Raw genomic sequence first — 16448 nt, 5'->3', positions numbered from 1 at the left:
TCACAGATAAAGTGTCACACTGCTTTTAACTCCCGCTTGATCAATTTAAAAACATAATACAATTTGCCAATAATTATCATTAATTTTTTATAACATTTCATTTAGAATATTTTTAGGAGAGAGAACCTATTAAAAAAAAAGAAAAACAGTCGAGACATACGTGATAAAATCATTTTCTACGCAAAATGCATCGACTGCTTTCTTATTTAATTTCTAATTTTTTCTACCTGATTTACTCGAACATTTTCTTAGCTGCACGAGCTAGTGTTTTTAAATCTTTATCGTAGCGTGGTGTATCAACTAGACGAGACATTGGTATACCAGCAAAATGGAAAGCTGCTATTTCACCAGAACGTACGGCACTCTGTTCAGTAAAAATCATTTGATAAGGTTGTTCAACAAACTCACCTGTGAAAGCCAAATTAGTTGAATGTTTTGGAATTACTTTTGGACGGTCGCTCTTCGCACGATTATTAAACAAAGCTGAAGCATAAGGCATATAAACAGGGATACTATTAATCACACTATTCATTATTTCAGCTTCTTTATCACGAATATTGCCCGGTCCTGGATCTACTTTAGAAAGTTGACCAATCAATTCTTCCACCATTTCTTTACCCGTCATTTTAATATATTGTTTGTCAACAAATTCACCTTTTCTTCTTGGATATAAGAAGTAACCCCAGATAACTGCTTCATTTGGTTTTTGAGTTGTAAAATGCGGTTGATGGTGAACGACAATCGACATATTAACATCTTTATGAATAAGCGGTGTAATCGGATGAGTTGAAATAAATGAGTTTAGTGCATTGCCTGGTTCTTGGGTTGTAATACGTGAAATTTCGTTTAATAAAACATGATTATCTGTCGTCAACGTGAAACTTACCCACTCGCTGTTATCTCGATCAGCAAAGAATTTATCCGGCGTACCAAGGTTATAGAAGTGTTCGCAAGCTTTCTTCCATAAACTAGAAGCTGCACCGTAGTCCATATTTTCTGGAGCAGGTGTATCGTAATCACCCAACGTAGCAGAATCTGTAATTGAACCATTAGTAAATATTACAGCCGTATCACTATCGACAACAACATGCTCTTTTTCACCAGTCTTAGTATTTAACATATCTAAACCAGTTACTGTAATTTCATCCTGCATCGGTGTTTCCTTAAATTCCCAGTCTGTAACTAAGCGATCCAAAACAATCTCGCAACCTTCTGCTTTTAAGTAGTTAATCAAAGGCAGCATAATACTTTCATATTGATTATATCTTGTCCGATTAACACCAACTAAATGTTCAATTTGTGTAAATTCATAAATCATTTGATGCATGTAACGACGCAACTCTTGCGCAGAACTTTTTACACGAAAAGCAAAAGTTGTTTCCCACATAAACCAAAAATTTGTTTCAAAGAAATCTGGATCATCTTTAAAATATTCTGCGATAGAAACATTGTCCAGCTTTTCTTCCTTTGAATCAGGCATCGCAATTAATTGCGTCAACAACATTCGGCCTTTATTGCTTAAGCCTAAATGACCGCCGTCTATAATCCCCTTGCCACCTTCTAATAAACGAGCTTTATCAAAGGTACGATGCTGTGCATCAAATTCTCTTGTGTCTTCAGCTGCGGTCATACCTGGTTCTGTGGCTGATGGGATACGGTCCAACAAATCCATCAAATCCACATATGTTCGATAATTCAACATCCGGCCGCCTCTTGCAACAAATCCTTTTTGATTTTTCATTGGATAGTCTTTATTCCAGTACTCATCAATTGTTGTGTTTGTCGGAGCTCCGTCATTAGCTCCGTGATCATCAAGTGAATAAAATTTTATTTGACTACCGTCCCATTTTCCTTCTTGAATCAAATAAACCGCAGCCGCCATATTAGCTAAACCGGCACCTATCATTATCGCTTTTTTCTTTATCATGTTATAAGCCTCCATTATTACTACTTGATTACCATTTATATGATGATGTTTTTACTTTAAAACGATTCAAATTCGTCGTATAGATGACTATCATCTTCAAAAAATCCAGTCTTTCTTGTTACATAAGCAGCACCAAGTGCCATGATTCCTAGCCCTATTCCTAATTTAACTAAATTAGATTTCATCAGAAAACGCCTCCCATTTCATTATCTAAAAACAATTAACTGTTATACAAACAAATTATATAACTATATAAAATACAAAACAAACAATAAGGTCCATTATAAAATTTTGGTAAAAAAACCACTAAGACCGTCGTCTTAGTGGAAATGAAGGTTGTTATTTACTCTCTATCTCGGTAGGAGTTAAGTATGAAAAACCAATTCGGGATAATTGGTATATGTATATATTACTCACTATTTCTTAAATTGATTTGATTGCCCTCTATAAAATTAATGAAAAAAGTATGAGAATTGTCTCATACTTTTTTTCTTCTATTTACGATTATATTTATCTTTCGCTAAATCATTATAAAACGCAGCTTTTGTAGCAGTTACGTACGGTGTAACAAAAAATTCAGCTAATCCAAATGTAACAAGTGATAAAATATACCATCCTAAAAAAGTAATATCTAACCAAAATAATCTTTTTTTGTGTCCATTCATTAAGTGACGACTTTCAGTAATATAATACGTTGGTCCAACACTCGTTGTATCAGAGTTTTCCGATAAATCCTTATAAATAAAATTAGCTTGTGAATAAGAATAACTCTTTATAAAGCCGGGAATTATAAACAACCAATACCATAAGTTATTAAAAATATACATCAAAATATTCAACAATAATACTGGACCAAGGTCCTTCCCGTTAAACAAGCGAAATGCTTGCTTAAACTGCATACTTTCTGATTTTCCACGTCGGATAACATCCAAAAATGTAAATGAAATACCGACTGTTAAAAACAATTGAATAAAGTTCAAGAAAAGCGTTATGATTGGCGAATTACTATTTCCATCATTTTGCGATACACCACTTAAATCAAATTGTTCAACTCCTGATATACCTGTTTTACCAAAAACATAATATAAGACTGAACCAAACAAGAATGAGGCTGCTATTAATGCCCAAATAGTTAAAATTTTTACTATAATCGGTACAATACTCAATGTAATAGCTTCACCCCACCGGCCTTTTAAAGATTCTTTAACTTCCGATTTTAATTCTGCCGTCGTTTTATACAACTTTCCCACTCCTCTCTTTTTATAAATTGTAGCATAAACTATTTTTTATATCTATTGATTAACAAAGTTAAATTATATATCTAAAATAATTTGCGGACGTAACAATACTAATTTAACAACCGTTACCTCTCTTTTTAATATGTTGGATAGTGCCAATTTATATAAATTCATTTGTCCTTGGTATCGTTTTTTAATACTTGACAACTCATTTTCAGATGGGATATCAGAAATATAATCTGTCTTATAATCATACAACACAACATCATTACCATTGATATAATAACCATCAATTATCCCATGAACTAGGATAGTATCTTCTAACTTATCAGAACCATCTGAAAATAATTGACTCGGTTTAATTAATATAGAAAAAGGCTGTTCCCTTTTTAGTGATGCATGATTCGCCAAAAGTTCCATACCGAACGGTGTATCAAAAAAGGTCGCTAAATGTATACAATCAACTTTTTCGGCTGTCTCAGCGGAGATAAGTTTATTTTGAACAGTATCTGCTAACAAGGACTTGATAATTGTTTCTGTTGGTTTTTGCTCTAAGGGTAAAAGCTGCATCAATAAATGTGTGGCAGTACCGATATCCGCTCCCGTCGGACCTTGTACTTCTTGCATAAAAGTCGGGCTAGCTAGAGTCTCATTAACATAACGATGTCCTGCGGGTGAACGCTTATCTGTTTCACTTATTACATCCAATTGAGGTAAGTCTTGATTATCAGGGTCTTCAAAAACACGTTTAATTTCTGATACAGATTGATAGCTAGTTGTCTTAGTCGCTGCACTATTGGGATAAGCATAATCCAAGCAGTCAATAACTTCCTTCAACAATTGTGGATTAGGTTTTTGTGCGATGATTAATTTTTCTTTTTCATGATTTTTGGAAAGACTTTCTAGTCCTGCCAGTAAAGTTGGCTTATCAATAAATTTTAAAGAACAGGTCATAGGGTGACTGCCCAGTACTTTATTAGGAAGAACTTCTATATCTGGATACTCTTTTTGTATCTCAGGATGCCGAACAAGCGTCATTCCTACCCAATCCATTAGACTGCGCTGCGCCAATTTGGTTGGCGCGTCAATCGCGATATCTTCCGTAACCAACTGTTTTTGCCACTGTTCTAATGCTTTGTCCTGACTTTTGTATGAGCCGACTAGATATAACTTCTGTTCAGCTCGAGTCAATGCAACATACAATTTCCGCATTTCTTCTGCCAGTAATCTTTTGCGCTTTTCTTCTCTTAACACTGAAAAAGGTAGCGTATTAAAAAGAATTCGCTGTTGACGGTCTAAGTATTTAATGCCTGCCCCTAAGTGTTCATCAAAAATAAATCTTGTTTGATTAATATCCTGCAAGTTAAATTGTTTTGCAGTATCAATGACAAAAACAACGGGAAACTCTAAACCTTTACTTGCATGAATCGTCATAACTCTCACTGCATCTTCATCATCACTGATTTGATTCGGTTCAGCCAAATCCCTATTTTTTTCCTGCATTTTCTCAATCAGTCGAACAAACTGGAATAATCCTTTAAAATTCATCTCTTCATAAGCAGTAGCCCGTTCATACAGTGCATGCAAATTCGCTTGCCGTTGTCTTCCAGAAGGCATTCCTCCGACAAAATCCAGCAACCCAGTTTCTTCATATATCCGCCAAATTAATGTTGCCAACGATTCTCTTCTGGCAATATCTCGCCACGTATTAAATTGCTCAATAAACGCATAAACTTTTTCATAGAGAGCTGACACATTTTCTTTTTGCAAATATTCAAACAGCGCATCATAAAAATAACCGTTAGTCTGGTACTGCCTAATTTCTGCTAATTCATTTTCTTTTAAGCCAACGATTGGCGATCGCAGCACCGAGACGGTTGATATATCTTGATACGGATTATCTATCATCTGTAATAGCGACACCATAATTTTAATCTCTGTCGCTTGAAAGTAGTTTTGTGTGTCATTTACCAATAGCGGAATACCTAGTTGTTTAAAAACATCTAAAATAACCAGATTATTCTTCTTGGTGGGGGTCAGTAACACAATATCTTTATAACTGATGGGTGTGGCTTTCTGTTCTTTTTTTCGATAGATTAGATATTGACTGTTGATAAGTTTTTTTATTTTTTGACCAACAAGTAATAATTCACCTTCAGTTTTATCATCTAGAACAAAATCGAATGGCTCGCTATCGGTTGATACTTCTTCATCATCTTTCTGACTTTCGTATATTAAAATCTCAGTTTCATAGTTTTCATCCTCAGGATAAGCAGAATAGCCAGTGATTAACGCTGCACTGTCATCGTAATCAATTTGACCTAAATCATGCGTCATCAACTGCATAAAAACAAAGTTTGTAAAATCTAAAACTTGTGCACGAGATCTAAAATTCTCTGCTAGGATAATTCGCCTGCCGCCTTCTTCTGTTGCATACTTTGTATACTTATCAATAAACAACGTGGGATCTGCTAAACGAAAAGCATAAATAGACTGTTTCACATCACCAACCATAAACAAATTCCCTTGAGCATTATTGGGCTGTCTTAACCAAAATAGAATATTTTCTTGAAGTTGGTTAATATCTTGATATTCATCAACGAGAACTTCTTTAAATTTTTGACGATAATAAGTCGATGCTTCTGTTGCTCTCCTTGTACCGTCTATTATTTCCGCTAAAATATCTAAAGTAAAATGTTCCAAATCGTTAAAATCCACCACATTTTTATGTGCTTTCTCATTTCTAAAAGCTGTTAAAAATTTTTTAGCCACTTCACTCATCACTGCAACAAGCGGTTCTGATTCTCTCATCAGCGCCAACATTTCTTGAGGAGACTGTGCGAAATAACGTTCTTTTATCTTTTCAACAGCTTCTTTACACTGTTTACGTGCTGTTTTAACATGCTCATAAATTTCTAGAATCTCCGGTGTTCCGTTTTTCTTAGTCGGTCCGGACATACGAGCAAATGACAGTCCTGCTAACTCATCGTATAACTCGTCGCATTTATTTTGATCGACATACTGCTGAAGAAGACAGACACGATCATAATCTTGTTTAATAATCGGTAATGTTTTAGCAAAATCCGGCTCTCCTTCTATAGATCGAAGAATTTGACTTAACTGTGCTTCAATGCGCACTAAATCAGCCATAATACTTGGTCGTATTGCAGTTTGATACAGCGGAATATCTGCCATATTATCAGATGTAAGATCATATTGTTGTACTAATGAGTCTAACCAACCGATCGGATCTGGATTAGCAGTTGCAAATTGATGCAACGAAAAAATAAGACGTGTCAAACCATCATCGCTACGGTCGTTCGAAAAGTTTTCTGTTAACTGATAAAATATTTCTTGATCTTCTCCATATAATTTTTCACGCAAATCAAACCAGACATCTTCACGCAATAAAATGCTCTCTGTTTCATCCGTTAGTAAGCGAAATACTGGATCAATATCAATCAAATAATAATATTTGCGAATAACCTGCAGACAGAAAGCATGCAATGTACTGATATTCGCAGTCGGCAGCAAGCTCAGCTGTTTAATCAAATGTTGTTTTTGCTTTTCATTAGATTCTTGGTTAACTGCCTCCTGGACGGCTGTTTGAATACGTGCCTTCATCTCTTTCGCTGCAGCCTCTGTATATGTCACAATTAACAACTCGTCAACACTGATACCTGATTTAATTTTTTGGATGACACGCTCAACCAGAACTGTAGTCTTTCCAGATCCTGCAGAAGCGGAAATCAATAAATTTGTACCGCCATCATACACCGACTGCCACTGCTCATCGGTAAATTGACTATTACTCGGTCTCACTGGTATTTGAACCATCTGTCGTTTCTCCTTTACCTAATTTTAATCGTCCTAAAACAATATCGTCCTGTAATTCCTCGATACGATGATAGTTATTATCTGGAAGCATCGCGTCAAATTGACAAACACTGCGAAAAGGACAAAAGCGGCAAGCAATTCGCTCTTTTCCTTTATACATCGGATTTAATGTTGTTTTTCCCTCATAAATTTTTTCACCGGCCGTTATAAATTGTTGATGATTATGCTGGATTAATAATTGTAAGTCATCTGGTGTAACAAATTGTTTTGACTTAGCTTCACCTGATTTTAACTGATTAAACGGATACACTAACGAGGCTTTTGTCGGCTCAACGGTAACATCTAATTCTGTTAATAAATCATCATTCTGAACAAGTATGCCTTGATACTTAAATTCTTTTAATAATTCCAGTTCAATTTTTTCATTAGTTAATTGTGACGCTTCTTTGAGTGTCGGGTTCTGAACATGCAGGTAAAAAGCACCCGCTGCTTCTGCTCGCTGTCCGACTAAATTAACCGCATTTTGCAGTGCAACATCTAAATATGTAATCATCTGCAATGCCAAACCATAATAGGCATCACTCATACTGAAACTATGTTGGCTTGATTTATAATCCACCACAGCTAAATAAGGCTGATTATCCACGGTAACCATATCAAGCCGATCAATTTTTCCACGAACACTTAATTTTTTTTGATGAGGCAAATCAAAATCTAAACTAGCCAGACCTTTTTCTCCCAACGCTTCTCCAAATAAAATTTCTGTCTGTAATGTCGTCATTTTTGTACGTTCACTTTGTTTGCGAAGCGACCAGATTACTCGTTTGATTGTTTGACTTAATTGATAGCGAATATAATTTAAACGTTGACTAGATGTTAGAATTGAAAACTTTGCTTCTGCAAAAACACCAGCTAAAACAGATTCAGCTAAATAGTTGATTTCTTCATCTGATAACTCTGACAATTGTTTTTTTTGCTTAATAAGTTCCTTAAAAAACTGGTCTAATGAGTCATGAAAAAAATCACCGGTAGCAGCTGATGACAATTCAAATTTTTCACGTTCTTTCAATTTTAAACCATATTGCAGAAAATATTTATAATGGCACTGATTAAAGTTTTCAATTTTAGATACCGAAGCATAGATTGTATCGCCATACAAACTCGCCACACTTTCTTGTGTTAAATCATCAGGAATATTTTTATAATCACTGCTTGCCAACACACGATTCGCAATAAAGGGCAATTTATCAATCAAACGTTTTTCTAACTGCTGCCATAACCACGATAAAGGTTGTTTACTATCTATCGCTTCACGTTTTAAAGGCATAATATCGCTTAACAATAATTTATATGTTGCAAAATAATTGATATTATCCATATTTTTAATTGTAATTGGTGTATTTTTCGTTTCAATGTTTAATTGCAGATTTCTGATAATCGGACGCAAATAACTTGAGGCTTTGATTTCTTTTACAGTATCACTAGCTTGTGGGTAAGTAATTATCAATTGTTCTGTCGCAGAAAGTAAAGCTAAATAAAATACGTAAGGTTCCCGTGCGAATTCGCTGGTCGTATCTTTTTTTAGATATTTTTCAATTGACAGATACTCAGCTAGCATTTGCCGTTCGTCATCTGTCATAAGTGTTTTATTTTCAATCTTTTTTGGATAGTCCTGATCAGATACCCCCAACATAAACGTGACACGACTTCTCTCTGCTTGTACCATGTCGACCGAAGTAACTATCAATTGATCTAAAGCAGCCGGTACCTTACTAAATGTTTGACCTTCAAGTCCACTATGAATGATTTGGATAAAGTCTTCTAAAATAAATAAATTATCACCCATTAAGTCAACGAGTTCATCTAACAAATCAACCAATGCCTGCCATGCTTGTTCATGATTTTTTGCCGAAACTAAATCGCCTTGATTGATAGCTTGTTCACGCAGCATAACCAATTGATGCTGAACACCAACATTAATTAAAAATTGATAAAAAATCACACTCGCCTGCCGGTAAGTTTCAGCTGTTGCTAAACTCTCAAAAAATGGGCATAGGTGATCTCTGATTGATTGACGCACCTTATTAGACTCGTCTTGTATCAACATATCACAATTAGTTGATACTTCTTGCCCGTTATACTCGTAAGTAACATATGACCAATCTGACTCTTGCGTCCAGTAGAAACCGTTATAACCATATGCCAAAACAACATTTTCAGTATAATCAATTCGTTGACGTAAAATGGATACCCCACTTTCCCATGAATCTAATTCCTTAACATCTGTTAATTCTGGCATAAACAATTCCGTCCGCAATAGTCGCATCAAATCAGAGTAGCGGTAGTAATACATATTAATTTGAAATAGAGAATCTATAAATTCAATTAACGGATGGTGTTTCATCTCGACATCTTCATTTATATAAAAAGGAATTTCCGCTTGAGTAAAAACAGGCTCGAGAACACGGCGGTAAGAAGTCAGATCACGAGTCATAATCTTAATATCTTTATAATGATAACCTGCTATGATTAATTGTCTGATTTTTTTAGCAACCATAACAGCTTCACCGTAAGCATCATCACACGCCCAAATTTGTAGACTTTCCGAATGATTCAGTTTGGATAATTTTTTGTCAGCAGTCATTTGATGTGCATCATACCAAACATTACCGATTAATGTCATATCTTCATGGATTTTAGGCATGTCAGCTAATGCATCAACTAAAATTGGAATTTTTTTATGTCTGGCATATTGATATAAATCAAAATATACCTTACCGGGATTATAAAATAATGACTGTTGTATCGGAGATTCAATTCCATAGCTTTTATCTACTATTAAGTTCATACGCCATTCCCCAGCAGCAGACATCAAACGTTGCATCAATTGCTGCTCTACAGCTGTTAAACTTGAATAACCGCCGATAATAACCATTACATTAGTTAAATCAATCTGACTCAAATATTCAGTTAAATCTAATAAAATGTCACTTGTTTCACCGTTAATTGCAATTAACTTTTTCTGATAACACTCGTAAATCTTTTGAATTTCCAGTAATTTTTCCTTAGAGTCATTCACATGTGAAGCTCCATCAAATTGCTCAACTGCATCTAACAGATCTTCACTTGTAATATTCCCTAGTTGATATTCATCAAACATTGCTACCAATTGTTCGATAAAACCAGTTTTATTAATTTCATAACGAAAAATCTGTAATTCCATCTCTATCTCTAAGAGAACTTGTCGAATCAACATAAATTTTCCAGCATCTGACAGCCTTTTTTGCTGATATCTTGGTGTATATTGCATCTTATACCACGCTAGACGAGATAATGAAAAAACCTGCAATCTAGTACTAGCCATATTATCCAGTGCTGCGTATTCAGGTAATTTTGATAAACGCCTTAATACGGATACTTCAGTTTCAAACTTAACATGGTTCGGGACAAGATAGTATACTTCGTGGTTTTCAGACTCCTCAAGCCATTTAACTGCTTGTCTTAGAGCAGTTCCCGTATGATCTCTTTCGCCCGTACCAATAATAAATTGAATACTCATTCTATTCGGCACCTACTTTCAAAAAGTCTAATCATAGTTTAACATAATTTACATAGAAAAAATCAAACACTTGTTCGTTTTTTAAACAAAAAAATAGATGATTTTCATCACCTATCAATGTTACTTTATTTAATTACACCAATTTTAGATAGTGGCCAGAACGACAATTTAACATCTCCCAATATATCATTCTCTTTAATAAAACCTATCATACGTCCATCCTTAGAATTTTGTCGATTATCACCAAGAACAAAATAACTGCCTGCTGGTACTTTATTGTCGCCAGTCACTTCTTTCAACGTAAAATCTTTTGTTAACGGAGCTCCTTCAGGCATCTCATCAATCATACCCTTATATTCATCTAAATAAGGCTCAGCATATTTTTTACCATTAATAAACAATTGATCGTCTTTATATTCGACAGTATCTCCTGGCAACCCGATGACACGTTTGATATAGTTTTTATCTGGTTCATCAGGAGCTGGAAAAGTTACAACATCAAAGCGCTTTATCTTGCTATGTTTTAAACTGATGATTCTTTCTCCATCAACAAGTGTCGGATTCATTGAATTTCCAGACACAACTACTGAAGAAAAAACAAATGCTCTAAGCAAAATCATAATAAGAATTATACCACCGTACCATGCAACGTTAGACCATAATTCTTTATTTTTCATTCCATCACCTCATCATAATCATAGTAATATAGTACCATAAACTAACAAGAGATAATAGCACCGATTCTTAAAGCTTTTATAACTATTTTAAATTATACTAAATAATATCTTCATAGTTACTATTTTATCACAAACGTTATGTGGTATAGTACTGAGTAAAGAAATTTGCGAAAGGATGATTATTATTATAGAAAAAAAAGAATACGGTCTTTGGACGGCGGTTTCAATGATTGTCGGTATTTGTGTCGGTTCAGGTATTTTCTTTAAAATAGATGACATTTTATTATATACAGGAGGACATATCTATTTAGGCGTTTTAGTTTTTATAATCGGTGCACTAAGTATTATCTTTGGTAGCATTTCATTAACTAACCTAGCAGCTTTGACAGATAAATCAGGTGGGATGGTTGCCTACTTTGAAGCCTTTTTTTCGAGCCGACTAGCTAGTGCTTTTGGTTGGTTTCAAACCTTTTTATATTATCCAACAGTTGCAGTTGTGGTTGCTTGGGCATCTGGTATATACACAACTCTACTTTTTAACCTCCCGCATTCATTAGATGTACAAATGGCAATCGGCTTATTTTATCTACTGTTTTTTTATACACTAAATATTTTGTCTAGGCAATTCGGCGGTTACTTTCAAGTCATTTCCTCATTTGCAAAATTGATTCCACTACTTGCTATTGGAGTGGTTGCACTATTCTGGCATCAACCACATCCGGAAATACCCACAGAGACAGTCACAAAACCCATACAAAATGTAGGTTTTGGATGGCTTGCAGCTTTAGCACCAATGGCTTTTTCCTATGATGGTTGGCCAATTGCCTTAAGTATCTCACATGAAGTAAGACGATCAAAAAAAACAATGCCGATTGCCTTAACCATAGGACCGATTATTGTACTTGCCGTCTATTTATCTTATTATTTGGGCATGTCGCATATTCTCGGCGCTGAATACATCATGTCTGTTGGTGATGGTGCCGTGACAACTATCGGTGAACTTTTAGTTGGAACAGGTGGTAAAACAGTTTTGCTGGTATTTGTACTCATATCAATTTTAGGTGTAGTTAACGGAGTGGTTTTGGGACATTTACGCATGCCCTATGCCTTGATGACAAAAAAAATGTTTCCATCATTTACATCAAATCATCAGAAAGAGACGACTACCAAACTAAAAAGCCGATCTGCTCTAATCAGCTTGATTGTTGGATTGATTTGGTACGCCATTCACTATGCTACTCAAAAATTCGGACTACTGACAACCGGTGACGTTAGTGAGATTGCTATCGTTTTTGGCTATTTCTACTACATTTTGCTTTATACTAAAGTACTCCATCTTTATTGGACCAAGCAAATTACAAACACATTAACTGGTTTGATAGCACCAATTTTAGCAATTATTGGCGGTCTAGTTATCATCATCGGTGGGGTCTTATCTAATCCAATATCGATGATTACTTTCTTTATTATCTGTTCACTTTTTTGCTATGGAGGATACCATTACTTTAAGCAGACAAATTATGCAAAGAATACTCAGAAATAATCCTATCAATCCTACAATTATTTCTATTACTGATATGTCTAATTATCCTATATTAGATAATTAGATAATAATTCCTTAGTAAACAAGTCAGAATAATACGTGCAGCGTTACAATCATTGACAATACAGCATTACAGACATGTAAATTAAAGAAACATAATATTTCGTTAAATTAATTTGACGACTGTAGCAAATTAACTAGCTTTACTTTATATAATTAAAAACCACCCCTTCATCTTTAAGTAAGCTGGGGTGGTTTTTTATTATTTAAATCTTACTATTTTTACTTCCAATAAACATTTGCTTCTGCACAAACTATATCATCATTCATAATGACATGTCGACTAATATCAGGTGTCTCAGTATTGAGTTCATAACGACTTTGAACAACGTCGCCATATCTGACTTCCTTATTGAAATTTATCAAAATACGTTGAATAGAGTGCGACGTTAAGCGTTCATAGCCGACAGTATCCAATAACCATTCTAAATAAACAGAATTATTAACATGACGATTGGTATCAATGTCTAGATATCTTACACGATACTCTCTTTCATCTGTTGGCGCATTTATCGGCAGAATCGCATCATTTCGCTTAATTTTTTTTATATGCTCAGAATGAAAAGGCGCCATAATCTCTTCTTGCACACTGGCTATTTTACGCTGTTCCAAATCCATCAAACAAAAAGTAGTCAGAACGGATACTAATTCATTTCCTTCTTCATCATGCAGCCAAAAACGACGATAACAAAAGTACTTATTGTAACTCTCAGCGAGTGTTGTAACTTTTATTTTATCGCCTTCTTTGGGTAAACGATTAATGTATATATCATGCTGTGTGATAATCCAGCCTAACCCAAAGCTATGTATAAAGTCATCGGTGACTCCAACTGAGTCGCTTTGATGTTCTGACACACTGATTGCAATCTTCATAATACTAGGAACTGCTAGTTGCTTAGTGACATCACACTCGTAATAAGGAATATTGTGCATCTCTGAAAACTTTTTTGCCATCATCTTTGCCTCACTTTTATCTATTTTCATTATTATAACATAGCTTATTAAAAAAAACGGACTATTTTAAATGCATATATCTTCATTAGCTTCTAATTTTATCCCATTAGACTTTAAATGATTGCTTTCATTGAAGTGAACAAGTAAAATGATAAGTAATGAATTTTAATTATCAAGAAAGAAAGTTGGCAAATATATGACATTAGAAAATAGAGCCCTTTTTATCATTTTCGGAGGAACTGGGGATCTGGCAAGACGTAAATTATACCCTTCACTCTTTCGATTATTCCGCAAAGGACAAATTAATAAACACTTTGCAGTCATCGGTACTGCCCGCAGAGAGTGGTCAGATACTTTCTTTCGTGAAGTAGTTTCCGAGTCTATTCAAAGTTTATCACCAACTCAGCGGGAATTGGAAGAATTCACAAGCCATTTTTACTACCAATCTCATAATGTGAATAATACTGAAGAATACGTTGTTTTGGAGAAAATCGCTGCAGAACTAGATAGAGCCTATGAATTAAAAGGCAACCGACTTTTTTATTTAGCGATGGCACCACAATTCTTCGGAGTTATTTCAAGTCATATTAAATCTGAAAATATTATGACAGAGCATGGTTTCAGTCGTTTAGTCATCGAAAAACCGTTCGGTACTGATTATAAAAGTGCGAAAAAGCTTAACAATGAGATATCAGCTGTTTTTTCTGAAGAACAAATTTTTAGAATTGATCATTATCTAGGTAAAGAAATGATTCAAAATATTTCAGCCATTCGATTTGGCAACACCATATTTGAGTCTCTTTGGAACCATAAATACATCGATAACATTCAAATTACTTTAGCAGAAAGTATCGGTGTTGAAGAACGTGGCGGTTATTATGATCAGAGCGGTGCGTTAAAAGATATGGTCCAAAATCATATTCTGCAAGTGGTTGCTTTACTCGCAATGGAGCCCCCAACAATTTTTTCTGATGAAGCCATTCGTAGTGAAAAGATTACTGCTCTTCAAGCAGTACGTGTCTATTCACCAGATGAAGTTAAAGATGCTTTTGTCAGAGGGCAATATGGCACTGGCGATAAACTGCAGCAGCACTTTAAGGGTTACCGTGAAGAAGAAGGTGTCGATACACTTTCTAATACTGAGACTTTTGTAGCAGGTAAATTTTTAATTGATAATTTTAGATGGACAGGTGTTCCATTCTATGTGCGCACTGGTAAAAGAATGACAGAAAAAGGAACTCGGATTAATATCGTCTTTAAAGAATCTCCCATCAATATTTTCAGGGGTTCTGAAACACCTATTCAAGAAGCTAATAGTATTCCGCAAAATGTCTTAACCATATTTATTCAACCAACAGAAGGATTTTCATTAACTTTGAATGGAAAAGAAATTGGTGATGGTTTTAATATTGATCCAGTGAGACTTGATTACCGCCATTCAGCTGAAGCCAGCGAAAATTCACCTGAAGCATATGAAAAATTAATCTTGGATGCACTGAAAGGTGATGCCACTAATTTTACTCATTGGGATGAAGTCGCAAGTTCTTGGAAAGTTGTTGATGCCATACGCCAAACATGGGATAAAGAAATACCTAACTTCCCAAATTATACCGCTGGAACAATGGGACCGGAATGTTCTTTTGATCTTTTAGAAAAAGATGGAAAACAGTGGGTTTGGCAACCAGATGAATGGTACCGTTAAATAAAAAGATTAAATTAGTCTTTAAAAAAAGAGCTGCCGAAATGTAGTGACCCCTAAAAGTTAGACTTTTAAGGAGTGGAGAAATCCACTCCTTTTTTTGATGTTTCAAAATTAATATCTAAGCTACAAATTGTGTTGCTTTTCGAAATTGAACAGGGCTTTGCCAGTTTAATTTCTTTTTCATTCGTTTATGTTGTAGTAGTAGATATAATCATCAATAGCTATTTTAAGCTCATCAAAACTACGATAAACTTCACCGTGAAAAATCTCTTGTTTTAAAAGACTAAAGAAATTTTCCATAGGAGAATTATCTAAACAATTCCCCTTACGGGACATACTTTGAAAGATTTTGTGTTCCTTTAATTTACAACTATATGCTTTCATTTGATATGCCCAACCTTGATCTGAATGAAATGTTCTACGAAAAGGACAATCATTAGTTGTTTGAATGGCTTCTTCCAATCCTTCCATAATCGCAAGAGCGTTAGGTTTTTCAGAAACTTTATAAGATAAAATCTCACTGTTATATAAATCCATGAACGGATCTAAATAAAGCTTTTTCTGACGGATTACACCATTGGTGTCTGCTTCGAAATACTTAAATTCTGTTGTATCAGTAGTAATTTTTTGATGGCAGACACTTGTGTAAAATCGTCGATGAATACGATTTTTGGCAACTGTACCAACCTTACCACAATAAGAACTATAGCGTCGTGATTTTCTAGTGTATGATTTCACTTCGATTCCTAGTTTTTTTGATCAAACGTTGAACCTTCTTTTTATTAACGTGAAAACCTCTATCCTTCAGTTCGCTTGTCATTCGCAGACAACCATAATCCTTATGTTCTTTTCGAATCTCTAATATTTTGTCTTCTATTTCTTGATCTGGATTTGAACGATTAAAGCGTTTCTGCCAGTACATGTAGGTTGATTTAGGGAATTTCAATGTTT

At 34.8% G+C, this 16448-nt stretch carries 9 protein-coding genes and 1 pseudogene; 2 read left to right on the top strand and 8 right to left on the bottom strand.

Going from position 1 to position 16448, the window contains the following annotated elements:
• Positions 1 to 232: 232 nt before the first annotated feature.
• The 6 genes from CBF37_RS08450 to lepB form a co-directional block, all read right to left on the bottom strand.
• A complete protein-coding gene (locus tag CBF37_RS08450) occupies positions 233 to 1927 on the bottom strand; it encodes an oleate hydratase (protein ID WP_125984313.1) in 1695 nt (564 codons plus the stop codon).
• Positions 1928 to 1983: 56 nt separating this feature from the next.
• Positions 1984 to 2112: a methanol dehydrogenase gene (locus CBF37_RS08445; protein WP_125984312.1), complete on the bottom strand. Its 129-nt coding sequence runs from the start codon at positions 2110 to 2112 to the stop codon at positions 1984 to 1986.
• A 309-nt stretch (positions 2113 to 2421) separates the two neighbouring features.
• Positions 2422 to 3168: a DUF975 family protein gene (locus CBF37_RS08440; RefSeq protein WP_165866672.1), complete on the bottom strand. Its 747-nt coding sequence runs from the start codon at positions 3166 to 3168 to the stop codon at positions 2422 to 2424.
• Positions 3169 to 3240: 72 nt separating this feature from the next.
• Entirely contained in the window at positions 3241 to 7002 is a 3762-nt protein-coding gene (gene addA / locus CBF37_RS08435; protein WP_125984310.1) for a helicase-exonuclease AddAB subunit AddA, read from the bottom strand.
• The gene (locus CBF37_RS08430; RefSeq protein ID WP_125984309.1) at positions 6974 to 10561 is read right to left on the bottom strand and encodes a PD-(D/E)XK nuclease family protein; all 3588 of its coding nucleotides are present in this window, start codon (positions 10559 to 10561) and stop codon (positions 6974 to 6976) included. The genes addA and CBF37_RS08430 overlap by 29 nt, the downstream gene beginning before the upstream one ends.
• Positions 10562 to 10686: 125 nt before the next feature.
• On the bottom strand, positions 10687 to 11238 hold the full coding sequence (lepB, locus tag CBF37_RS08425) for a signal peptidase I (RefSeq protein ID WP_125984308.1): 552 nt from the start codon (positions 11236 to 11238) through the stop codon (positions 10687 to 10689).
• Positions 11239 to 11413: 175 nt separating this feature from the next.
• On the opposite strand from lepB, the gene CBF37_RS08420 reads away from it, so the two are divergent.
• A complete protein-coding gene (locus CBF37_RS08420) occupies positions 11414 to 12781 on the top strand; it encodes an APC family permease (RefSeq protein WP_125984307.1) in 1368 nt (455 codons plus the stop codon).
• Positions 12782 to 13063: 282 nt separating this feature from the next.
• Here CBF37_RS08420 and CBF37_RS08415 read toward each other — a convergent pair whose 3' ends face one another.
• Positions 13064 to 13825 (bottom strand): acyl-[acyl-carrier-protein] thioesterase, encoded by a 762-nt coding sequence (locus tag CBF37_RS08415; protein ID WP_240626693.1) that lies wholly within the window; start codon positions 13823 to 13825, stop codon positions 13064 to 13066.
• A gap of 166 nt (positions 13826 to 13991) precedes the next feature.
• Here CBF37_RS08415 and zwf point away from each other — a divergent pair, with 166 nt between their 5' ends.
• A complete protein-coding gene (zwf, locus tag CBF37_RS08410; RefSeq protein ID WP_125984305.1) occupies positions 13992 to 15497 on the top strand; it encodes a glucose-6-phosphate dehydrogenase in 1506 nt (501 codons plus the stop codon).
• Between the two features lie 118 nt (positions 15498 to 15615).
• Here the strand turns inward: zwf and CBF37_RS08405 are convergent.
• Positions 15616 to 16448 (bottom strand): annotated as a pseudogene (locus tag CBF37_RS08405) (IS3 family transposase); the annotation flags it as partial.

The organism is Vagococcus vulneris (genome assembly GCF_003950515.1).
GTDB lineage: Bacteria > Bacillota > Bacilli > Lactobacillales > Vagococcaceae > Vagococcus > Vagococcus vulneris.
Note: the sequence above shows the minus strand (reverse complement) of the source record. Positions and strands in the feature narration are given on the sequence as shown.